Below are 22,869 nucleotides of genomic sequence, written 5' to 3' on the forward strand. Positions count from 1 at the left end.
AGCGCGCCGAGAGTAGCAGCTTTGCCAAGGGCCGACTAGAGCCAAAATCGGGCTCTACAGTCACTTTAATGACTCAAGATTAACAAGCAGTCATTTTAGAGCAAAAATTCTATAAAGCCTTAAAAGCCCCGTATTTTGGGCCTCTTCCCTCAAAAGCATCGCGGGCAAGCCCGCTCCCATAAGGTCCGCGTCGTACACATTCTTTGTGCACAACACCAAACCCGTGAGAGCGAGGCTTGCCCGCGAATCGCGCGAAGCGCGGCCATTCAACGATCAGGCGATCTCTCGCAACTCCCGCCGCAGAATCTTGCCCACCGGCGTCATCGGCAACGACTCACGCAATACGATGTGCTTGGGCACTTTGTACGCCGTGAAGTTTTCCTTGCAGTACGCCTTCAGCTCTTCAAGGCTGACTCCCGATTCACGAGCTACTACAAACAACTTTACCGCCTCCCCCGAACGCTCGTCCGGCACGCCGATCACCGCGCAGTTGGCTACTTTCGGATGGGCCATCACCACGTCTTCGATCTCGTTCGGGTACACGTTGAAGCCCGAGACGATGATCATGTCTTTTTTACGATCGACGATACGCACGAAACCGTCCGGGTCGATCACCGCAATGTCGCCCGACTTGAACCAGCCGTCGTCGTCCAGCACTTCGGCGGTGGCTTCGGGTTTCTGCCAGTAGCCCTTCATGATCTGTGGGCCCTTGATGCACAGTTCACCACGCTCGCCCAGCGGCTGCTCGACGCCTTCATCGTCGATTATTTTCAGGGTCGTGCCCGGCACCGGCAGGCCGACCGTGCCGATGCGCGACTGGTCGCCGTAGGGATTGGTGCAGGCCACCGGCGAGGTTTCGGTCAGGCCGTAACCCTCGGTGATCCGGCAACCGGTGAGCTGTTCCCAGCGCTCGGCCGTGGCCTTGACCAGCGCGGTACCGCCAGAGTTGGTTAGTTTGAGGCTGGAGAAATCCAGGGTCTTGAAGTCGGGATGGTCCATCAGTGCGACGAACAGCGTGTTGAGCCCCAGCAGCGCCGAAAACCGCCAGTTTTTCAGTTCCTTGATGAAGTTACCAATATCCCGTGGATTGGTGATCAGCACGTTGTGGTTGCCGGTCACCATCATGCACATGCAGTTCGCCGTGAACGCATAGATATGGTACAGCGGCAGCGGCGCGATCATCACTTCCTGACCTTCGCGCAGCAGTGGTTGACCGTCTGTACCGAATTGCCCCAAAACCGCGCGCGCCTGCTGCATGTTCGCCACCAGATTGCCGTGGGTCAGCATGGCGCCCTTGGCCAGCCCGGTGGTGCCACCGGTGTATTGCAGCACGGCGATATCGTCGAGGCCGACGTTCAGCGGTTTGATGCCCAAGCCCCGACCCAGACGCAGCGCGCTCTTGAAGGCAATGGCCTGCGGCAAGGAATAGTCCGGGACCATCTTCTTGACTTTGCTCACCAGGGTATTGACCAGCCAGCCCTTGGCGGTGGGCATCAAGTCGCCCATCTTCGCTTCGATCAGGTACTGGATATCGGTGTCGGGCAGCACCTCCTGGACCTTCTGCCCGAACACGTTAAGGTAAACCAGCGCCCGGGCACCGGAGTCCTTGAACTGATGACGCATTTCCCGCGCGGTGTACAACGGGTTGGTATTGACCACGATCAGCCCGGCGCGCAAGGCACCGAACACGGCAATCGGATAATGCAGGACATTGGGCATCTGCACCGCAATGCGATCCCCCGGCACCAGGTCGGTGTGGGCTTGCAGGTAACCGGCGAACGCGGCGCTGTAGCGTTCCAGTTCGGCGTAGGTCAGGGTCACGCCCATGTTGCTGAATGCCGGGCGGTCAGCAAATTTCTTGCAGGAACGCTCGAACACCTCGATCACCGACTTATAGGCTCCAAGATCAATATCCAGGGGCACGCCGGCCGGGCGTTTGTCATTCCAGAAATCAGGTTGCATTATTTTTGTCCTCTTTACCTGAGCCTATCCGGGGGCCGCTTTCTGTCACTTCTGAAAAAGCGGTGCTTCCCGGACACTAGCAGCTATGGTGAATCAGGCAAATATGCGCACGGGCGTCATAGATCGCGTGAATCTTGCTGCCCCGCCGTGGCCTGATCAGACGGTAGACGACGGATGCGCTATACAATGCAGCGGGGCTGTTTTCCCATCATGCAGCCCAATGCAAAGGAATCGCCATGATCCACGACACTTTCTGGCTGACCGCGAGTGACCGCAGCCGCCTCTTCGTCAACCAGTGGCTGCCGGCCGCGCCGCTCAAGGCGGTGATCCTCCTGGCCCACGGCATGGCGGAACACAGCGGTCGCTACGCCCGTCTGGCGCAAGCCTGCTGTGATCAGGATTACGGCGTTTATGCGCCGGACCTGCGTGGACATGGCAAATCTGCCGAAAACGGTACGCTGGGCCATTTCGCCGACGATGATGGCTGGTGCAAAGTGGTCGGCGACCTCGCGAGCCTTAACCAACATATCGGCCAACAGCATCCCGGCGTGCCGATCGTATTGCTGGGCCACAGCATGGGCAGCTACATCGCCCAGGCTTACTTGCTGCACCACAGCGCCAGCCTGCATGGGGCGATTCTCAGTGGCTCGAACTTCCAGCCCGTGGCGCTCTATCGCGCAGCGCGACAGATTGCTCGTCTGGAACGCCTGCGCCAAGGGCCCAAGGGGTGCAGTGCGCTGATCGAATGGCTGTCATTCGGCTCGTTCAACAAAAAATTCAAACCGGCGCGCACGCCGTTCGACTGGCTGAGCCGCGACCCGGCCGAAGTCGACAAATACGCCAATGACCCGCTCTGCGGCTTTCGTTGCACCAATCAACTGTGGGTCGATTTGCTCGGCGGCTTGCAGCAAATCAGCAAAGCGTCCAATCTCGCCCAGATCGATCCGGGCCTGCCGCTGCTGGTGATTGGCGGCGAATGTGATCCGGTGAGCGAAGGTAAACGTCTGAAAGATCTGGCCCATGCGCTACGCGACGCTGGCTGCCAGAGCCTGCAGCTGACTATTTACCCGCAGGCCCGGCATGAACTGTTCAACGAGAGCAACCGCGACGAAGTGACGGCCGACGTGCTGAACTGGATCGCCCAGGCCTTGAGCACTCGCCGGCCACCCAGAACCGAATAGTTTTTTTGTGGATTTTTTTAATTCGTCACAGGAATCGAGACAGATGACCCAGGTTACCAACACCCCTTACGAAGCCCTCGAAGTCGGCCAGACGGCCAGCTACAGCAAAACCGTCGAAGAGCGTGACATTCAGTTGTTCGCCGCCATGTCCGGCGATCACAACCCAGTGCACCTGGACGCCGAATTCGCCGCCGCCAGCATGTTCAAGGAGCGTATCGCCCACGGCATGTTCAGCGGCGCGTTGATCAGCGCGGCGGTCGCTTGCGAGTTGCCTGGGCCGGGGACTATCTATATCGGTCAGACGATGAGCTTTCAGAAGCCAGTGAAAATTGGCGACACGCTGACGGTGCGCCTGGAGATTCTCGAGAAACTACCGAAGTTTCGTGTACGCATCGCCACGCGAGTGTTCAACCAGCGCGATGAGTTGGTGGTGGATGGCGAGGCGGAGATTCTGGCGCCACGCAAGCAACAGACTGTGACATTGCCTACCCTGCCGGCGATCAGCATCGGCTGATTTGCAAGTCCGCTGATCGCTCCCACACGTCACTGGTGTCCGGGAAAACTGAAGGGGGAGCGTGCTCCCCCTTGCTGTGCCTGCCTCTGAGACAAATCAGAGATTGCGCGATAACGCCCTGCGCACGCTCTCACTGTTCAGCGCAGGGCTTTCAGTCTCGGCAGGGGGGTGTGCCGGTGCAGGACTTTCGGCCTGGAAAGAGATTTCAGCCTGGACCGGGCTTTCAACTTGAACAGGGCTTGGCGCCTGACCGCGACTGGCGACCTGATTGCCCAGCTTCTCAATGTAGGCGTTCAAATCGCTAATCAGCAGTTTCTTGCGCAGGGAGCCCTGATACCACGCGTAGCAAAAATAGCCCGTCGCCGCCAGGAAGCCTAGCCCGGCTGTAGCAAGACCGGCGACGCACAATCCAAGCACGATCAGCACTGTCTTCCAGTTAAAGGGCGACAGCTCCAGCTCGGTATTCAGCACATTCGCGTCACGCAGCACCCAGCGCTTGGACGCCGTGTGGTTCTGCAAAATGGTGTGCAGCGGCGAACCATCCTTGTTCAAGGCACTGATCAAAGAGATTTCCTGACCTGTGCGCAAAGGAATGTCCACGCCGCGCAGCTTTACATCATGCTCGACGCCGTCCGGGGTTTTGACCCAGAACTCATGATTGATGATCGAAACAGAACTGATGCGCACAGGCGTCACATCACCGTCGTTACCGTTCACATGAACGCCGCCCGTGGATGTCACACGGGTCTCGCTGACTTTTTCGCTACCCACCACTTCACCGCTCAAGACAGTGAAAGAAACGGTTTTATCGCCATGGGTGAAGTTGTGCATTTCGATTCCTTGATGACCCACGTCGATCGGACGTGCAGGAGAAAGATCCGTATGCGGCAGATGCCACTAATTAGCCACTAGGCTGTCCAGAATTCACCACCACTAATGACACTTCGCAGCGCCAGGTCGCCGCCGATCAAAGTCTTGATCGCGAAATCCAAGGCGTGGCGGTCAGGCGCGAACAAGGCCTGCAAAGTGATGGACACGTAAGACAGGCGAGATCACTTGAAAAGCAAATTACTAGCTAGCTATATCCCGTCCAGCGTTAAATCCCGAACATAAAAAAACGCCAGACTGGCTGGCGTTTTGACAGATAACGAACGCTTATGAGCGTGCGCGAGCCTGGTTACGTAGAGCTTTCACCTGATCGTGATTGCGTTGCACGCCGTGATACTGGCGTTCAACGATGTCACGAATGCTCACCAGGTTGTCCTTGTTGATTTTTTCCAGGGCTTCCTTGTAAGCCTTCAGCGCATGGTCTTCACCGCGTTCGGCCTCGTTCAGCACGGCCTCTTCGTCCTTGCCGGTGAACATCGCCTTCACGTCGACCCAGCGACGGTGCAAATCGCCGCTGACGCTGGTGGAGGTTTCCGGATCACCGCCCAGGGAACGCACGGCAGCCTGCAGCTCGGCAGCGGCAGCAGCGCAGTCGGCGGAGCGCTGAATGAACAGGTTTTTAAGTTCTGGATGCTTGATGTCTTCAGCGCAAGTCTTGAACCCTTCCTGACCGTCTTTACTGGTTTCAATCAGGTCGTTGAGTACAGAGATCGCGTCTTTATTAATGTCGGTCATTTTTCAATTCCTTGCGGTTGATGAAAGATGCAATAAGTAGTTGCACCCTGCATGCCAGCTTTGAATTGATTACTTTTTACTTATATTTCAATCGGTTGGCTTTTAACGAGAGATCTGTATCCGCTTTTTTTGCATGAACTGTCATTTGGCCTGCATGCAGAATGCCTGTATTTTCCAGACTGTTTCGAATCAAGACGACTGATGATGAATCCCGAAAAGCTCGAACTGCTGATTACCCGCGAAATGCCCCTCGGCAAATACAAGGGTCGCATCATCGCTGACCTGCCCGGCCAGTACCTGAACTGGTTCGCTCGCGAAGGTTTCCCCCACGGTGAACTGGGCGGTTTGCTGGCTTTAATGCAGGAAATCGACCACAACGGCTTGTCGGAGCTGCTTGAACCGCTACGCGCCAAACACGGCAAACCCGCCCCTCGCCACTGACCCGCCCTACCTCACCGAGTTGCTCATGCCCGATAACACCCGCCGTTCCCGCGATGAAGCCTTTTGGCAGACCTTTGCCGACCGTTATGCTGTTGAACCCGGCCCCCTGAACCTGGAGAACGGTTACTTCGGGCGCATGTCGCGCACCGTGGTCGAGGAGTATCAGCGCAACATCGAGCTGATCAACCGCGGCAACTCGGTGCATGTGCGCCAGCGCTTCGAACAGGGCGAAAGCGTCAAGATTCGTGCGCAATTGGCCGAGCTGATCGGAGCCCCCGCCGAAGCCGTCGCCCTCACCCGCAACGCCTCGGACGGCCTGCAATCGCTGATCCGAAACTACAACCGCCTGGAGCCAGGCGATCAGGTGCTGATAGGCGATCTGGAGTACGACACGGTCAAGGGCGCGATGCGTTGGCTCGCGCGCTATCGAGGCGTGGAAGTGATCGAGATCGAACACCGCCACCCCGCCAGTTTCGACAGTTTACTGGCCACTTACCGCGAAGCTTTCATGCGTTATCCGCGACTGAAGCTGATGGCCCTGACCCACGTCACCCATCGCACCGGACTGGTGATGCCGGTGCAGGCGATTGCTGCCGCCGCCAGGGAACACGGCATCGATGTGATTCTCGACGGCGCCCATGCCCTCGGTCAGATCGAATTCAATCTCGCTGAGCTGGGCATTGCCTTTGCCGGCTACAACCTGCACAAATGGATCGGTGCGCCACTGACTCTGGGCTTCATTTACATCGCCCCCGAGCGCTTGGCCGACATCGACCCGGACATGGGCGAGATGCATTTCCCGGTCACCGACATTCGCGCCCGCACGCCGTACAGCACCCCGAATATCCCGGCCCTGCTGACCCTGCCGCTGGTGTTCGAAGAACATCACGCGATGGGCGGTTCCGTCGCCAAGGGCACGCGACTCAATTACCTGCGCAACCGATGGGTCGATGCCGTTCGGGGGTTACCGGGAATCGAAGTCATGACCCCGAATGACCCGCGCCTGTATTGCGGCATCACCGCGATGCGCTTTACCCGGCATGCCGATCAGCAGGTGATGGTCGAGCGACTGCTCAACGACTACAACCTGTTTACCGTGGCGCGCAGCGGTGCGGCGTGTGGCCCGTGCATCCGCATTACGCCGGGGCTCACCACCACCGCAGCCGACATGGATCTGCTGGCCCGGGCGCTGACCGAATTGCGCTGACGTCACACGGTGTACTTGTCGAAGTCCTCGGGCTTGATTTGCGATGACACCGCAAACGTGTCGACACCGATGGTTATGTGGCCGAAAAAGCCGTCGTCGTTCGAGTCTCGACCGATGGCATGGACATTCAAGGTCGAGGCTTCACCGCCCATGCCCTGATAGAACTCATCCTGCTCGTTGTTCAGCGCGCAGATGCCACGCCCACGGTACTCGCGGGCCTTGAGTACCGACCGCGAAACCACCTCGGGAAAGTACAGCTGCCCAACCCAGGCGACATGCCGCTCTTCCAGGTAGTTGTTGCCGGCCGTGATTCGTACCGCCACATGAATATGCAGGGCGCGACCGGCATAAAAACCCGGGTAAATGGTGGTAAATCGCACCACGCCCTGGTGATCGGTAAATTGCCCGCCGCGCAGGTAGGTATCGTCATCGGTGCGCGGGATTGAACCGATGGCATCGACGTCGACTTCCTTGTCCGGGTCGATCTTGCTCCAGCCCGAATACGCCCCGCGCGCATTGCAATGCCAGATATCAACCACCGCCCCCGTGACCGGTTGACCGGTCATCGCATCGACGATCGTCAGTCGCAGCACCAAGGGGATGCCATCCATGCCTTCGCTGATGTTTCGTCTGATCAGTTTCGGGTTTCGAAAATACGGGCCGACGATCTGTTCGGGTGACAGTTGGCAAGCCGGTGGCGGGGATGTAATTGCAGTGTTGTCTTCCATGACGTTCTCTCTTCCATAAGATGAACGCAGGTTAACGCTGGACGAGCGACGAGATGCGGTAACTATGTATCGCATGATGTCCTGTGGGAGCGGCGGTGCGGCGATCCGACTTGCCCGCGAAAGCGGTCTGACAGCTCCCACAGGGGGGGTTATTTCAGGCAAAAAAAAACGGTGCACTGACCAAGCGCACCGTAAAGCCGTAGAACACACAACGAAGTGTTTGGTAAAAATTCGGTAAATCAGTCCAGCAGGGCCAACGCCTCGGCGGTGCACTCCTGGATGCGGGCCCAGTCACCGTTCTTGATCCACTCGGGGTCAAGCATCCAGCTACCGCCCACGCACATCACGTTTTTCAACGCCATGTAGCTTTTGATATTGGCCGGGCTGACGCCACCGGTCGGGCAGAATTTTACTTCGCCGAACGGGCCGCCCAAGGCCTTGATGGCCGCGACGCCGCCGCTGACTTCCGCCGGGAACAGCTTGAAGCGACGATAACCCAGGCTATAGCCTTCCATGATGCCGGAAGCGTTGCTGATGCCCGGCAACAGCGGGATCGGGCTACCGACACTGGCTTCAAGCAGGTCACGGGTGATACCCGGCGTGACGATGAATTGCGAACCGGCCGCTTCGGCAGCGACCAGCATGCTGCGATCAAGCACGGTGCCGGCACCGGTCACCAGTTCCGGACGCTGCTCGCGCAGGATCTGGATCGCCTTGAGACCGAACTGCGAACGCAGGGTCACTTCCAGCGCCGTCAGGCCACCGGCCGCCAGGGCGTCGGCCAACGGCAGTACGTCCTGTTCACGAGCGATGGTGATCACCGGCAGGATCCGCGCCTTGGCGCAGAGGCTGTCGATCAGGGCAACTTTGTCCGCCATGGAAACGGTCGGGGATGTGTTTGTCATAGCGGCTGATCCTTGGTTCATGGGCACCAGTAAATCTCTAACGTAGGTTGCAGAAACGCCCGAATCGGCATGGCGGCGACATCGTCACCGGCCAGTGCGGCATTCAGGGTGGTCAGCTTGGACTGACCGGAAATCGATAGAACGGTGTGCTTCGCCGAAGCCAGCAGCGCGCGACTCATGGTCAGGCGTTGATGGGGCACGGTCGGCGCCAGCATCGGCCAGCAACGACGGGTGCCGTCGACTTTCAAGGCGTCGGCCAGGTTCGGGCTGTTGGGGAACAGCGACGCGGTATGACCGTCGTCACCCATGCCCAGCACCAGCACGTCGATCGACGGTAATTCGGCGAGCAAGCGATCAGCCTGCTCGGCGGCCTGTTCCAGGTTGGCGGTGGCACTGTAGAGGCTCAGGAACTGGGCCTTGGCCGCCGGGCCTTGCAACAGATAACGCTTGAGCAGACCGGCATTGCTGTCGGCATGTTCTACCGGCACCCAGCGCTCGTCAGCCAGGCTGACCACCACTTTCGACCAGTCCAGTGCCTGCTTGGCCAGGTGCTGGAAAAACGCCACCGGACTACGTCCTCCAGACACCACCAGCGTCGCGGCGCCTTGTGCGGCAATCGCGTCGCTCAGTTGCTTGGCCACTGTCAATGCCAGGCCTTCGGCCAGCAGCACCGGGCTTTTGAACTCATGAGCGCTAACGCCCTGAGGCAGTTTCAATTCAGATATCGCCATACCACGACCTCCCGTCCCGCGTAATCAGTGCAATGGAGCTCATCGGCCCCCACGACCCGGCCGCGTACGGCTTGGGCGCATCACCGGATTTTTTCCACCCGGCGATCAACTGGTCACACCACTTCCACGCGGCTTCGATTTCATCTTTACGGACAAACAAGTTCTGATTGCCGCGCATCACTTCCAGCAACAACCGCTCGTAGGCGTCGGGAATCCGCGCGCTGCGATAGGTGTCGGAAAAATTCAGCTGCAACGGACCGCTGCGCAGCTGCATGCCCTTGTCCAGGCCTTGTTCTTTAGTCATCACGCGCAAGGAAATACCTTCGTCCGGTTGCAGGCGGATGATCAGTTTGTTGCTGATCTGCAAGCGCTGCTCGGGGGCGAAGATGTAGTGCGACGGTTCCTTGAAGTGGATGACAATCTGCGACAGTTTTTGCGGCATGCGCTTGCCGGTCCGCAGGTAAAACGGCACGCCGGCCCAGCGCCAGTTACGAATATCGGCGCGCAGGGCGACGAAGGTTTCGGTGTCGCTCTGGGTGTTGGAGTTAGGCTCCTCCAGATACCCGGGTACCGATTTGCCTTCGCTGTGACCGGCGATGTACTGGCCGCGCACCACTTGAGTGGTCAGGCCTTCCGGGCTGATCGGCGCCAGGGCCTTGAGGACTTTGACTTTCTCGTCGCGAATGCTGTCGGCAGACAGGTCTGCCGGCGGGTCCATGGCGATCAGGCAGAGCAGTTGCAGCAGGTGATTCTGGATCATGTCCCGCAGCTGCCCGGCCTTGTCGAAATAGCCCCAACGGCCTTCGATCCCGACCTTCTCGGCCACGGTGATTTCCACGTGGGAGATGTAATTCTGGTTCCACTGGGTTTCGAACAGGCTGTTGGCGAAACGCAGGGCGATCAGGTTTTGTACGGTCTCTTTGCCCAGATAGTGGTCGATGCGGTAAGTGCGGTTCTCCGGGAAGAACTGCGCCACGGCGTCGTTGACCTTGCGCGAGGATTCCAGGTCCGAACCGATGGGTTTTTCCAGCACTACACGGGTGTTTTCGGTCAGGCCGACCTTCGACAGGTTCTCGCAAATAGCGCCATAAACCGCTGCCGGAGTGGCGAAGTAGGCAATCACTCGCTGGGCGCTGCCAGCCTGCTCGGCCAGGGCGACGTAATCGTCAGCCTTGAGGAAGTCGACGTGCAGGTAGCTCAAACGGGCCAGGAAGCGCTCGACCACCGCTTCATCCAGCTCTTTGGCGCCCACGTAACGGCGCAGCTCAGTGGCGATGAATGCCAGATGCTGTTGCTCGCTGCCGGGTTCACGGGCCAGCGCGATAATACGCGTATCCTCATGAAGCAGGCCGGCACCATCGAGTTGATAGAGGGCAGGAAACAGCTTGCGCAGGGCTAGATCGCCGAGAGCGCCGAACAAGGCAAAGGTGCACGGTTCAACCGTAATCGAAGGCATGATGTTTGTTCTTTTATCAAGTTAAGCTACAAATACCTTTTTTCAAGGCATCACTCAAGGGAAAATGTAGTAATAACCACAACATTTTCGCAAAATACAGATTCCGAGTGGTGGTCGATCGGAGCCATCAGTAGGATAGGCCACCGTTATGGGTCGTATCAAAGGCCCAATTTGCATTAGCCGAACGCTTATTTGCGCTGCTGACCTAAGGAACATGTAATGGACCGCGTGCGAAATTTACTGGAACAGATCCAGAATCGCCTTGAAGACCTGAACAAGGCAGAACGCAAAGTCGCCGAAGTGATCCTGCTCAACCCAGAGCAGGCCACCCGGTTCAGCATCGCCGCCCTCGCCCAAGCCTCTAAGGTCAGCGAGCCGACGGTCAACCGTTTCTGCCGTTCGTTCGGTGTCAGCGGCTACCCGGAACTGAAACTGCAGCTGGCCCAGAGCCTGGCCAGTGGCGCGGCGTATGTCAGCCGGGCGGTTGAAGCCGATGACAATCCGGAAGCGTATACGAAAAAGATTTTCGGCAGCGCCATCGCCTCTTTGGACAGTGCGTTGCAGGCGCTTGACCCGAACCTGATCAGTCGCGCCGTCGACCTGTTGATCCAGGCCCGGCAGATCCACTTCTTCGGCCTCGGCGCCTCGGCCCCGGTGGCGCTGGATGCGCAGCACAAGTTCTTCCGCTTCAACCTGGCGGTGACTGCCCATGCCGACGTGCTGATGCAACGCATGATTGCTTCGGTGGCCCATACCGGTGAGTTGTTCGTGATCATTTCCTACACCGGCCGCACCCGCGAACTGGTGGAAGTGGCGCGCATCGCCCGGGAAAACGGCGCTTCAGTGCTGGGTTTGACGGCCGAGGGGTCGCCACTGGCCAAGGCCAGTACCTTGAGCCTGAACATTCCGCTGCCGGAAGACACCGACATCTACATGCCGATGACGTCGCGGATCATTCAGTTGACCGTGCTCGATGTGCTCGCCACCGGCATGACCCTGCGCCGGGGCGTGGATTTCCAGCCGCATTTGCGCAAGATCAAGGAAAGCCTGAATGCCAGTCGGTATCCGATTGGGGATGAGTTTAATTAACCCAATCTGAGTTTTATATCGCCTGACAAGCCGCCTTCGCGAGCAAGCCCGCTCCCACATTAGATCTTCAGTGGACACAGTATTTGTGTTCAAAGCAGATCCACTGTGGGAGCGGGCTTGCTCGCAAAGGCGATACCCGCAACACCCTGGATCTTGAGCTAAGCCCCAACCCGCGCCTGCAAACTCAAATGCGCCCTTTCTCCCGGTGCCAGGCACAGGCTGTCGGTCCCGCCGCTGGCTGCCTCCACACAGACGAACTCTAAAACCTCATTCCAGCTCACCCCCAGCAACGGCCGCGAGCCGGGATGCCAGACCACCGTGTCCGCATGGTCACCGGTATCGATGCACAGCTGCCGCTGCCAGGCGTGGTCCATGAGCTGCAATTCGCCGTCATGCTGGAACACTCGCTGACAACCGCCGTCGACCCTCAACTCGCCTTCCTGCTGGCAAACCTGGCGGCTCAACTGGTCGTAACCTTGCGCGCCGTCGAGCCCAGACAGCGCTACCTCACCCACGTCACCAATACGCCAATAGGCGTGCAACGCCTGGCTCAACTGGCACGGCATGTCGTCCTGATGCTCGGTGCTCAGGTGCAAATCCATGCGTTCGCCCAGGTGCGCATGCAAGTCCACTTGCCAGTCGCACAGCTGTAACTGCCAGTGCAGGCGCACGCCATCGTCATCACTGCTGCTGTCGAGCAGTTTCCAGTCGAGCAAACGCGCCCAACCATGGGACGGCCAGGCGTTTTCGCTCGGATGACGGCCGTACCACGGCCAGCACACCGGCACACCGCCGCGAATCGCACCGACATGTGGCCACTTCGCCGCGCACCACAGCCAGGGCTTCTGACCCTTTGGCTGGAAGTGCAGCAACTGCGCGCCCTGCCGACTGAACACCGCCTGACACAGCGGATGGTCGATCACCAGCACGTCGCGCATCTGGTAGCGCTCCCACGCGAACACCGGACGTTCGCGCAAGGATTTGAAGAAGCGTTGTAGCGGATGCTCAAGCATGTGCCACGGTCCTGAAAATCATTTTTCTACCTGATCGTTCCCACGCTTTGCGTGGGAATGCATCCCGTGACGCTCTGCGTCACATACGATGGACGCAGAGCGTCCAGAGCGGCGTTACCACGCAGAGCGTGGGAACGATCTGTCCAAGGGGTGTGCTGCCCCCAAAAAAAAGCGGACAGCCATGGCCGTCCGCAAAAATGCGCACATAGAGAGGAGCTTATCGCAACAGCGTTAGAACACCGACTGAATTTTCAGACCGGCCACCAGAGCATTGTCGACTTCATCCACACCGCCCGGGTGAGTGATGTATTGCAGGTTAGGACGGACGGTCAGCCAGTTGGTAACGTGGAAGCCGTAGTTGATTTCGTAGTTGTACTCGGTGGAACGCAACGGCGCGAACAGCGGATCGTTGTAGTCGCTGACACCATTGGCGGCGTTGACCAGTTCGGCGTTTTTCTTCACGTCATCGTTGACATGGATACGGGCAAAACCGATCCCGACGTCATCTTTTGGACGTGCGTCGAATGGGCCCTTGTACACAAACATCAGCGACTGGTAGTTATCGACGATGTTGGTGTCCTTGTCGTGGAAGGTGGCGTTGGCCGCGATGTTCAGACCGCGTGAAGCATCACCGTTGTGGGTGGTGAGTTGTTGCTGCGCCACAAACCAGTAGCCATGCTTGCTGTCGTGGCTGCGATAGGAGTTACCTGTGGTCGCTGCGTCATTGTCGTTGTCGTCTTTACGGACGTCATCGGCATCGGCCGTGCTCTTGTAGTAACCCACACGGTATTCGCCCGGCAGGTTGTTGACCTTCGGTGACCAGACCAGTTCGACCGGCAAGACGGTGCCCTTGGTACCACTGCCGCTGAGCTTGAAGCCGTTACCGTGCTCCAGTTGCGACGGGTTCTGATTGTACGCGCCGATCTGCGCATAGAACTCAGGCGTGATGTTGTACTTCACGCGAACCGCCGCCTGCATGACCGGCCAGTTGTACCAGATGTTGGTAGCCCAGTTACCCGCTTGGGAACCGCAGAACGCCAGGTTCTGGAACTCGCAAGGGAAGGTGTTGAAATCTTCGCCTTCGCCGAAGTAACCGGCCTTGACGTCCAGTTTACCGTCGAGGAACTGGTGCTTGATCCACAACTGGGTCAGACGGACCATGTGGCCACGGCCGTAGACTTCCTGGGAAGAACTCAAGGTGCCGGCACGCGGGTCGCCGACACGGTCATTGGAGATGTTCTCACCGTTACGGTTGGTGAGCTGGATCTTGGCTTGTGTGTTATCCCAGCCCCACAGCTTTTCCAGGTCCAGTGCCACGCCCAGGCCAAACTGGTCGGCGTAACGCGCCGTCTTGTCGTCGTTGTAGCCGCCATGCAGGTTGGCGCCCACTTCACCGACGTAGTCGGCCTTGATGTCGATACCTTGTTCGATCAGCTTGGTCCGCTCGCCGCCCCAATCCCCGGTCATCCACTGCGAGTCGGCACTGAACGCGTCAGCCGCTTGCACGCTACCGGCCAGCATCATTGCCGCAATCGCTGACAACTGGCAGATAAGCTGAGCGTTGTTCTTCTTCTTCATCCCTACATCCTCGTCTTTATTGTTATTAACTGTTTTTATCTAACGCGGTTTACATCGATTGCGACGGATGTCCCCATCTGCCGCGAATCCCCCTGTGGGAGCGGGCTTGCTCGCGAAGGCGGTGTGTCAGTCGACATCTGTTGAATGTCAGACCGCTTTCGCGAGCAAGCCCGCTCCCACATTTTTGATCTTCAGCGGCCTTTGAATTGGGCTACGTTGGCGCTGTGAGCTTCAGCTTTCGGCAGGCCGGCCACCCCCAGGCGTTCACCGGTCTTGGCATCGAACAACAGCACTTTCGATGGATCGAATTGCAGGGTCAGGGTCTCGCCCACGGCCGGCGCGACATCCGGTGCCAGGCGGCAGCAGACTTTGGTGTCGTTGAGATTGACGAACACCAGGGTGTCGGGACCGGTCGGTTCGGTGACCTGCACTTCGGCACGAATGGTCGGCAAACCATTCGGCTCGCTGCCCGCCAGAACGATCTGCTCCGGGCGCATGCCGAGGATCACTTCGCGGTCTTCGAGCCCGGCGTCCTGCATGCCCAGCGGCAATTCGCAGCGCGCCTGACCGCTGTCGAGCAGCGCTACCAACCGACCTTCCTTACGCTGCAAACGCAGGGGGATGAAGTTCATCGGCGGCGAACCGATGAAGCTCGCCACGAACAGGTTGGCCGGGTTGTTGTAGATGTCTTTCGGCGTGCCGAATTGCTGAATGATCCCGTCCTTCATCACCGCCACTTTGTCGCCCAGGGTCATGGCTTCAATCTGGTCGTGGGTCACGTAGACCGTGGTGGTTTTCAGGCGCTGGTGCATCAGTTTCATTTCGGTGCGCATCTCGACCCGCAGCTTGGCGTCGAGGTTGGACAGCGGTTCGTCGAATAGGTAAATCTTTGGTCGCCGAGCCAATGCCCGGCCCATGGCCACGCGCTGTTGTTGACCGCCGGAAAGCTGGCCCGGTTTGCGGCTCAGCAGGTGTTCGATTTGCAGCAGTTTGGCCACGCGAGCGACTTCTTCGTCGATTTCGGCGGTGGGCATTTTGCGAATCTTCAGGCCGAACGCGATGTTGTCGCGCACGCTCATGGTCGGGTACAGCGCATAAGACTGGAACACCATGGCGATGTCGCGATCTTTCGGGCTCATGCCGCTGATGTCGGCGTCGTCCACCAGGATCGCCCCGCCGCTGATGTTTTCCAGACCGGCGATGCAGTTCATCAGCGTGGATTTACCGCAGCCCGATGGGCCGACCAGGATCAGGAACTCCCCGTCATCGATCTTCAGTTCGATGTTTTTCAGGGTGTCCGGCAGACCGGCGCCGTAGGTTTTGTTGACGTTACGTAATTCGAGAGTTGCCATGTTCTACCCCTTGACCGCGCCGGACGTCAGCCCACGCAGGAAATACTTGCCAGCGAATATGTAGACCAGCAGTGTCGGCAGCCCGGCGATCATCGCGGCGGCCATATCAACGTTGTATTCCTTGGCCCCGGTGCTGGTGTTGACCAGGTTGTTCAGGGCCACGGTAATCGGCTGGGCATCGCCACTGGCGAAGACCACACCGAACAGGAAGTCATTCCAGATTTGCGTGAACTGCCAGATCAGGCAGACCATCACGATCGGGATCGACATCGGCAGCAGAATCTTCCAGAAAATCGTGAAGAAGCCCGCGCCATCCAGTCGCGCCGCCTTGACCAGCGCATCCGGAATGCTCACGTAGTAGTTGCGGAAGAACAGCGTGGTAAACGCCAGGCCGTAGACCACGTGCACCAGCACCAGGCCCGTGGTGGTGTTGGCCAGGCCGATCTTGCCGAGGGTGAACGAGGCTGGCAGCAGCACGGTCTGGAACGGCAGGAAGCAGCCGAACAACAGCAGACCGAAGAACAGTTGCGAACCACGGAAGCGCCACATCGACAGCACATAGCCGTTCATGGCACCGATGAACGTAGAGATCAGCACTGCCGGGACGGTGATTTTCACCGAGTTCCAGAAGTAGCTGCCGACACTGTCCCAGGCCTTGATCCAGCCGATGCCATCAATCACTTGCGGCCAGCTCAACAGGTTGCCGGTGCGGATGTCTTCCGGCGATTTGAAACTGGTCAGCAGCATCACCACCAGCGGGACCAAATAGATCGCGGCGGCCAGCAACAGGGTTGCGTAGATGGCTATACGGCTGAAGCTGATGGCCGGTTTTCCGAGTTGATTACTCATGGCGTTTGCCTCGCAATTCGGAGTACAGGTACGGCACCAAAATCGCCAGGATCGCGCCGAGCATCATCATGGCGCTCGCCGAACCAATGCCCATCTGGCCACGGCTGAAAGTGAAGGAGTACATGAACATCGCCGGCAGGTCAGACGAGTAGCCCGGGCCACCCGCGGTCATCGCCGCCACCAGGTCGAAGCTCTTGATCGCGATGTGCGCCAGGATCATGAAAGCGCTGAAGAACACCGGGCGCAGGCTCGGCAATACGATCTTCAGGTAGATGGTCGGCAGGCTCGCCCCGTCGACTTGCGCTGCGCGGATGATCGATTGATCGACACCACGAAGGCCGGCCAGGAACATCGCCATCACAAACCCGGAGGCTTGCCACACGGCGGCGATCACCAGGCAATACACCACGCGATCCTGATCCACCAGCCAGTCGAGACGGAAGCCTTCCCAGCCCCAGTCGCGCAGCATTTTGTCCAGACCCAGGCCTGGGTTAAGCAGCCATTTCCACGCGGTACCGGTGACGATCATCGAGAGCGCCATCGGGTACAGGTAAACGGTGCGAATGAAGCCTTCCTTGCGAATGCGCTGATCCAGCAGCACGGCGAGAAACACGCCCAATACCAGGCTGATGCCGATGAACATGCCGCCGAACACCGCGAGGTTTTTGCTCGCGACCCACCAGCGATCGTTGTCCATCAGGCGAATGTATTGCTGCAGGCCGACCCACTTGTAGCTCGGCATGAAGCTGGAATTGGTGAAGGACAGTACGAATGTCCAGATGATGTAACCGTAAAAACCAACCAGGACGATCAGCATGCTTGGCGCCAAAACCAGCTTGGGGAGCCAGCGCTGCAGTGCGTCGAACGGTGAGGCTTTGCTGAAAACCGCCACAGAGCTCATCGGGATAATCCAGGTGAAGAGGAAAGAAATCGGCACGGCGATCCCTTGTGGGAGCGGGCTTGCTCGCGAAAGCGGTGTATCCGTCGACATCCAATGTTGAATGTCAGTCCGTCTTCGCGAGCAAGCCCGCTCCCACATAGGGTCAAGCGGCGTCAGGGATTACTGGGCAGCTTTAACAGCCGATGCCAGTTGTGCGCTGGCCTTGGCCGGATCAGCGTTCTTGTCGTTCATGAAGTTGGTGACCACATCGAAGATCGCGCCCTGCACGGCCAGGGACGTGGCCATGTTGTGGGCCATGCTCGGTTGCAGGCCGCCCGTCTTCTCGTCAGCCAGGAAATCCTTGGCGGACGCTTGAGCGCAAGAATCGAAGCCCAGCGCGCTCATGTCGTTAAGCATGTCGGTACGCACCGGGATCGAGCCTTTGTTGATGCTGAAGACTTTCTGGAAGTCTTTGCCCAGAGCGACCTTGGCCAGGTCTTGTTGGGCGGCGATGTCGCCTTTGCGATCGGCTTTGAGCTTGAATACAGCCATCGAGTCGATGTTGTAGGTGAAGGCTTTTTCGGTGCCCGGGAACGGCACGCACTGGTAGTCCTTGCCCGCGACTTTCTTCGCGGCGGTCCATTCGCTCTTGGCCCAGTCGCCCATCATCTGCATGCCGGCCTTGCCATTGATGACGTCGGCGGCCGCGATGTTCCAGTCACGACCAGCGCGGTTCGGGTCCATGTAGCCGGTGATTTTTTTCAGCTCGGTGAAGGCCTTGGCCATCTCCGGCCCGGAGAGGGTTTTCTGATCCAGATCGACCAAGGCTTTCTTGTAACCGTCTGCGCCCATGACCGAGAGCACCACGTCTTCAAACACGGTGCTGTCCTGCCAAGGCTGGCCACCGTGGGCGAGCGCGATGAAGCCGGCGGCTTTGAGCTTGTCGCCAGCGGCATAGAATTCTTCGAGGGTGGTCGGCGCTTTTTCGATCCCGGCTTTCTTGAAGACTTCCGGGTTGATCCACAGCCAGTTGACGCGGTGGATGTTCACCGGCACGGCGACGTAATCGCCTTCGTATTTCACGGTGTCGGAGACTTTCTTGATCAGCAGGTTATCCCAGCCTTCGGACTTGGAAACGTCTTTGAGGGTGTCGGTGCTGAGCAGGCCAGTGCTGCCCCACTCCTGGATGTCCGGACCTTTGATCTGGGCAACGCCCGGCGGGTTACCGGCCACGGCGCGGCTTTTGAGTACGGTCATGGCCGTGGAACCGCCACCGCCGGCGACTGCGCCGTCTTTCCAGGTGAAGCCGTCTTTTTCGACTTGGGCCTTGAGCACATCGACGGCCGCTTTTTCACCACCAGACGTCCACCAGTGAACGACTTCCACCGAACCTTTGGCATCGGCGGCAAGGGCACTGACAGGGAATGCAGCAACGGGAAGCAGTGAAGCGAGAGAAATGACAGTAGCGAGGCGAGAAATCGCATTCATCTAGTAGTACCTTTCTTGTTGTTATGCATGCAAGTCTGGTGCTTGCGCTGCATAGGATTCTAAACAGGGGATGCCCCTTCGCAGGTAACGAAGGGACGCGCGAATGTCACCATATGGTTACACAACTGATTACACAGCAACGCTCTGGGACAATTGCGCCAGCGCAGTGGCCATGCTCGGCGCCAGCGGCAGGCGCGGGATCAAAACGGCTTGCCAGGCGTGATACAGGTCGGGTTTGCCGGCCCAGATATCGGCGCTCGGACGGTTCAGTGGATCGAGTTCGTGATGCCAACTGCCATCGCAACGGTCGATGAAATGACTGTCACAGAATTCCCAGAACAGCCGGTACCAGTGCTCGTATTGCTCATCCCCGGTGCGTTTCAGCAGCGCACTGGCGGCGGCACTGGCTTCGGCGTGCGTCCAGTGCAGCCGATGGCGAACCACTGCGCGATTGTCCCAGTCGAGGGTGTAGACAATGCCCGGCGCACCGTCGACGTCCCAGCCGTGACGGCAATTGTGGTCGAACAGTTTTTGCGCATCGGTGGCGAGCCAGCCCGGCGTGAGTATCCCGGCCTGTACCCGCGCCGCTTCAAGATGCAGCAACAGCCGCGCCCATTCAAAACCATGGCCCGGCGTGGTGCCGTAAGGGCGGAATCCGTCAGCCGGGTTGTCGTGGTTGTAGTCGCGTAGCGGCTGCCAGTCGCGGTCGAAATGCTCGACCACCAGATAGTCATTGGCCGCGGCGTGATCGTGAATGACGCGCTCGACGATGCGCTGGGCGCGAATCAGCCAGCGGTTGTCCTCGGTCACATCGGCCAGGGCGAGGAAGGCTTCGGTGGCGTGCATGTTGCTGTTGGCGCCGCGATAGGCTTCCTCGCAACTGAAGTCGCGGTTGAAGGATTCGCGCATGGCGCCCTCCTCCTCGCACCAGAAATGCGTGTCGATGATATGGATCGCATCGTCGAGCAAGGCTTGTGCACCAGGACGCTGAGCGACCACCGCAGAACTCGCGGCCAACGCCACGAAAGCGTGCAGGTAAGCGGCTTTGTCGGTATTGCCGTCGCGGTGTTCGGGCGTGGCGAACCAGCCTCCGTGTTCGGCATCACGCAGCGGCCCGCTGAGGGCTTGGATGCCGTGATCCACCAGCTCGGCAAAACCCGGGAGGCCCTGGATGTGGGCCATGGCGAAGCTGTGGGTCATGCGCGCGGTGTTCATGGTTTCAGCTTGCGCGTTGGCCGGGAGGCGACCCTTTTCATCGAGATTGCCAAAGCCTTCGGCAAGCTTTGAAGCCTTGGCAAATGCCAGCAGGCGCAGGCCTTCGGCGGCGAGCCATTGCTGATGGGCAGGCGCGTTCAGCCAACTGCTGAAGGCAGGTTGGAAGGTGTCCATGGGAGTCCCTTTTTTGTTGTTATGACTGGGGGCAGTCTAAACAACGGGCGGTGGCGGGCAGGTAACGAAGGGGGCGAGTTATGTCACCGAGTTGTGACATTTGCCTTGAGGGATGTATTGAAGGGACTGACGCCTTCGCGAGCAAGCCCGCTCCCATATTGGATTTGTGTACGACGCAGAACCACTGTGGGAGCGGGCTTGCTCGCGAAGAACGATAACGCGGTCTTCCTAATCAACACTACGCGGCAACTGCAACGTCACCCGTAACCCGCCTTCACGCAGGTTTTGCAGGCTGACTTCACCGCCATGGCTATGGGCAATGTTGCGTGCAATCCCCAGCCCCAGGCCATAACCCTGCTGCTGCCCGGCCAAGCGGAAGTGCGGCTCGAACACCTGCTCCAACCGCTGCTCCGGCACACCCGGCCCTTCATCGTCGACATGCAGGACAAACGCGCTCTCGTCATCATCGATATGCAGATGCGCGTTCTGCCCATATTTCAAGGCGTTGTCGATCAGGTTGCCGATGCAACGCTTGAGCGCCAACGGCTTGCCGGGATACGGCGCCAACGCCCGGCCATGTTGAGTCACACGGCCATTGCCGTTGGGCGCCAGATACGGTTCCACCAGACAGTCGAGCACATGGTTGAGGTCCACCGGCTCGATGTTTTCGTGGATGTCGGTGTCTTTCACGCATTGCAACGCGCCTTTGACCAGCAACTCCAGCTCATCCAGATCACGACCGAATTTGGCTTGCAGCTTTTCGTCTTCAAGCAATTCCACCCGCAATCGCAAGCGGGTGATCGGCGTGCGCAAGTCATGGGAAATCGCGCTGAACAATTGGCTGCGTTCGGTCAGGTAACGGCTGATACGTTCGCGCATCGCATTGAAGGCGCGACCCACTTCCACCACTTCGCTGCCGCCGCCCTCGGCCACCGGTTCGACTTCGGCACCCAGAGACATGTCCCGCGCCGCCCGCGCCAATCGCTTGAGCGGTCGGCTCTGCCAGTGCACCAAAAGACCGATGAACAGCAACAGGAAACTGCTGGTGAGCACGATGAACCAGACCTGCTGCGCCGGCAGGCCTTGTTCTTCAAGACTGGTGTAGGGCTCGGGCAACAGGGAAGCGATGTACAGCCATTCGCCCGGTGCCATCTGGATTTGCGTGACCAGCACCGGCGGATTCACCGGCTCCAGGGTCAACGCGTAGTGCGCCCAGGAACGCGGCAACTCATCGAGCTTCAAGCCGCCGTTGAAAATCCGCAGGTCTTCGGGGCTGACGAAGGTCACCGAGATGTCGGTGTCCTGGCCCAGCGACTGGCGCAGCACTTCGTCCACCGCTTTGAGCACCGCCTCTTTGCGCGGGGTGATCGGCAGCACTTCCATCCCTAAGGGTTTGTCGTTGAGCGTCACCACGAACCGGGTGCCGCCCATGCTGCGCAATTGATCGAGCACCAGCGGCCGAAACGCCACCGGCAACGAGCGGAAATAACTGACGCTGGCCGTCATCGAATGGGCCAGGCTGCGGGCACTGGTGACCAGGCCTTCAAGCTGCGTGGCGCGCAATTGCGAGACCCAGATCACGCTCGACAGCGTCTGGGCGAACAATACCGCCAGCAGGGTCAGCAGCAACATGCGCCCGAGCAACGAGCGCGGCACCGGTACCCGCCCGGCGAGCTTGCGCAGAAAGTCAGTGACCATTGCTGGCAACCACGTTGGCTGCCAGTTGGTAGCCACTGCCGCGCACGGTACGGATCAGCCTCGGCGGTTTTTCGGTGTCGCGCAGGCGCTGGCGTAAACGGCTGACCGCCATGTCGACGATGCGATCGAGCGGCATCAGGTCACGGCCACGGGTGGCGTTACCGATGGTGTCGCGATCGAGGATTTCCTGAGGGTGATCGAGGAACAGTTTCAGCAGCGCAAAATCGGCGCCCGAGAGAATCACTTCCTCGCCGTCGATGTGGAACAGTCGATGGCTGACCATGTCCAGCCGCCAATCATCGAAGGCCAGCACTTCACTGCCGGAACGTTCCTGACCGAACTGCGCGCGGCGCAACAAGGCTTTGATGCGCGCCTGCAATTCACGGGGGCTGAAGGGTTTGCCAAGGTAGTCGTCGGCGCCCAGTTCCAAACCGATGACGCGATCGGCCTCGTCGGAGCTGGCGGTGAGCATGATGATCGGTACATGAGCCTGACGCGGGTGCTGGCGGATCCAGCGGCAGAGGCTGAAACCGTCTTCGTCCGGCAGCATCACGTCGAGAATCACCAGATCGCTCGGTGCCTCGTTCAAGGCCTGACGAAAACCTGCACCATCGGGCGTGGTGCGGACCTGGAAACCGGCGCGGGTCAGGTAGGTGTCCAGCAACTCGCGTATCTCTTGATCGTCATCGACCAACAAAATCGACTTGTTGACTGAGCTCACGGGGCGGCGTCCTTGTTGTTTGAATTAGGTGGATTATGCCTTAAGCACGAAATCTACAAACACC

At 59.1% G+C, this 22,869-nt stretch carries 21 protein-coding genes; 5 read left to right on the plus strand and 16 right to left on the minus strand.

Annotated elements, in window-relative coordinates:
* Positions 1 to 273: 273 nt before the first annotated feature.
* Positions 274 to 1,962, minus strand: a complete 1,689-nt coding sequence (gene fadD2, locus KVG95_RS01250) for a long-chain-fatty-acid--CoA ligase FadD2 (RefSeq protein ID WP_217854236.1) — start codon at positions 1,960 to 1,962, stop codon at positions 274 to 276.
* A gap of 236 nt (positions 1,963 to 2,198) precedes the next feature.
* Between fadD2 and KVG95_RS01255 the strand changes: the two genes are divergently transcribed.
* Together KVG95_RS01255 and KVG95_RS01260 are read left to right on the plus strand one after the other, a co-directional pair.
* The gene (locus KVG95_RS01255) at positions 2,199 to 3,143 is read left to right on the plus strand and encodes an alpha/beta hydrolase (RefSeq protein ID WP_217854237.1); all 945 of its coding nucleotides are present in this window, start codon (positions 2,199 to 2,201) and stop codon (positions 3,141 to 3,143) included.
* A 43-nt stretch (positions 3,144 to 3,186) separates the two neighbouring features.
* Entirely contained in the window at positions 3,187 to 3,657 is a 471-nt protein-coding gene (locus KVG95_RS01260) for a MaoC family dehydratase (RefSeq protein WP_007902410.1), read from the plus strand.
* A gap of 96 nt (positions 3,658 to 3,753) precedes the next feature.
* On the opposite strand, the gene KVG95_RS01265 is transcribed toward KVG95_RS01260, so the two are convergent.
* Entirely contained in the window at positions 3,754 to 4,488 is a 735-nt protein-coding gene (locus tag KVG95_RS01265) for a hypothetical protein (protein WP_217854238.1), read from the minus strand.
* A gap of 324 nt (positions 4,489 to 4,812) precedes the next feature.
* Positions 4,813 to 5,280, minus strand: a complete 468-nt coding sequence (locus KVG95_RS01270; protein ID WP_217854239.1) for a PA2169 family four-helix-bundle protein — start codon at positions 5,278 to 5,280, stop codon at positions 4,813 to 4,815.
* A gap of 204 nt (positions 5,281 to 5,484) precedes the next feature.
* Here KVG95_RS01270 and KVG95_RS01275 point away from each other — a divergent pair, with 204 nt between their 5' ends.
* Entirely contained in the window at positions 5,485 to 5,721 is a 237-nt protein-coding gene (locus KVG95_RS01275) for a DUF3820 family protein (RefSeq protein ID WP_217854469.1), read from the plus strand.
* Positions 5,722 to 5,746: 25 nt separating this feature from the next.
* Positions 5,747 to 6,928 (plus strand): aminotransferase class V-fold PLP-dependent enzyme, encoded by a 1,182-nt coding sequence (locus tag KVG95_RS01280; protein ID WP_217854240.1) that lies wholly within the window; start codon positions 5,747 to 5,749, stop codon positions 6,926 to 6,928.
* A 2-nt stretch (positions 6,929 to 6,930) separates the two neighbouring features.
* Here KVG95_RS01280 and KVG95_RS01285 read toward each other — a convergent pair whose 3' ends face one another.
* The 4 genes from KVG95_RS01285 to zwf all read right to left on the minus strand — a co-directional run bounded on the left by KVG95_RS01285 (position 6,931) and on the right by zwf (position 10,748).
* Positions 6,931 to 7,656, minus strand: coding sequence for an intradiol ring-cleavage dioxygenase (locus KVG95_RS01285; RefSeq protein ID WP_217854241.1), 726 nt, complete (start codon positions 7,654 to 7,656; stop codon positions 6,931 to 6,933).
* A gap of 239 nt (positions 7,657 to 7,895) precedes the next feature.
* On the minus strand, positions 7,896 to 8,561 hold the full coding sequence (locus KVG95_RS01290) for a bifunctional 4-hydroxy-2-oxoglutarate aldolase/2-dehydro-3-deoxy-phosphogluconate aldolase (RefSeq protein WP_217854242.1): 666 nt from the start codon (positions 8,559 to 8,561) through the stop codon (positions 7,896 to 7,898).
* Positions 8,562 to 8,578: 17 nt separating this feature from the next.
* Complete coding sequence (gene pgl, locus KVG95_RS01295; protein WP_217854243.1) at positions 8,579 to 9,292, minus strand: 6-phosphogluconolactonase; 714 nt, start codon at positions 9,290 to 9,292, stop codon at positions 8,579 to 8,581.
* Positions 9,279 to 10,748, minus strand: coding sequence for a glucose-6-phosphate dehydrogenase (gene zwf, locus KVG95_RS01300; protein ID WP_008072962.1), 1,470 nt, complete (start codon positions 10,746 to 10,748; stop codon positions 9,279 to 9,281). The genes pgl and zwf overlap by 14 nt, the downstream gene beginning before the upstream one ends.
* 228 nt (positions 10,749 to 10,976) lie before the next feature.
* Between zwf and KVG95_RS01305 the strand changes: the two genes are divergently transcribed.
* Positions 10,977 to 11,837, plus strand: coding sequence for a MurR/RpiR family transcriptional regulator (locus KVG95_RS01305; RefSeq protein WP_173667542.1), 861 nt, complete (start codon positions 10,977 to 10,979; stop codon positions 11,835 to 11,837).
* Between the two features lie 158 nt (positions 11,838 to 11,995).
* Here KVG95_RS01305 and KVG95_RS01310 read toward each other — a convergent pair whose 3' ends face one another.
* The 9 genes from KVG95_RS01310 to KVG95_RS01350 form a co-directional block, all read right to left on the minus strand.
* Positions 11,996 to 12,850, minus strand: coding sequence for a D-hexose-6-phosphate mutarotase (locus tag KVG95_RS01310; protein ID WP_217854244.1), 855 nt, complete (start codon positions 12,848 to 12,850; stop codon positions 11,996 to 11,998).
* A gap of 231 nt (positions 12,851 to 13,081) precedes the next feature.
* A complete protein-coding gene (locus KVG95_RS01315) occupies positions 13,082 to 14,428 on the minus strand; it encodes a carbohydrate porin (protein ID WP_217854245.1) in 1,347 nt (448 codons plus the stop codon).
* A gap of 191 nt (positions 14,429 to 14,619) precedes the next feature.
* Positions 14,620 to 15,780, minus strand: a complete 1,161-nt coding sequence (locus KVG95_RS01320) for an ABC transporter ATP-binding protein (RefSeq protein ID WP_217854246.1) — start codon at positions 15,778 to 15,780, stop codon at positions 14,620 to 14,622.
* A 3-nt stretch (positions 15,781 to 15,783) separates the two neighbouring features.
* On the minus strand, positions 15,784 to 16,629 hold the full coding sequence (locus KVG95_RS01325) for a carbohydrate ABC transporter permease (RefSeq protein WP_030131859.1): 846 nt from the start codon (positions 16,627 to 16,629) through the stop codon (positions 15,784 to 15,786).
* Positions 16,622 to 17,530, minus strand: a complete 909-nt coding sequence (locus tag KVG95_RS01330; RefSeq protein ID WP_007902369.1) for a carbohydrate ABC transporter permease — start codon at positions 17,528 to 17,530, stop codon at positions 16,622 to 16,624. The genes KVG95_RS01325 and KVG95_RS01330 overlap by 8 nt, the downstream gene beginning before the upstream one ends.
* Positions 17,531 to 17,689: 159 nt before the next feature.
* Positions 17,690 to 18,997 carry an ABC transporter substrate-binding protein gene (locus tag KVG95_RS01335; protein ID WP_123719265.1) on the minus strand — a complete coding sequence of 436 codons (1,308 nt, stop codon included), beginning with the start codon at positions 18,995 to 18,997 and terminating at the stop codon, positions 17,690 to 17,692.
* A 129-nt stretch (positions 18,998 to 19,126) separates the two neighbouring features.
* Complete coding sequence (locus tag KVG95_RS01340) at positions 19,127 to 20,386, minus strand: D-mannose isomerase (RefSeq protein WP_217854247.1); 1,260 nt, start codon at positions 20,384 to 20,386, stop codon at positions 19,127 to 19,129.
* A 228-nt stretch (positions 20,387 to 20,614) separates the two neighbouring features.
* Complete coding sequence (locus KVG95_RS01345; RefSeq protein WP_437180778.1) at positions 20,615 to 22,042, minus strand: ATP-binding protein; 1,428 nt, start codon at positions 22,040 to 22,042, stop codon at positions 20,615 to 20,617.
* 31 nt (positions 22,043 to 22,073) lie between these two features.
* Positions 22,074 to 22,805 carry a response regulator gene (locus tag KVG95_RS01350; RefSeq protein ID WP_008006907.1) on the minus strand — a complete coding sequence of 244 codons (732 nt, stop codon included), beginning with the start codon at positions 22,803 to 22,805 and terminating at the stop codon, positions 22,074 to 22,076.
* Positions 22,806 to 22,869 lie beyond the last annotated feature (64 nt).

Source organism: Pseudomonas farris (genome assembly GCF_019145235.1).
Classification (GTDB): Bacteria; Pseudomonadota; Gammaproteobacteria; order Pseudomonadales; family Pseudomonadaceae; genus Aquipseudomonas; species Aquipseudomonas farris.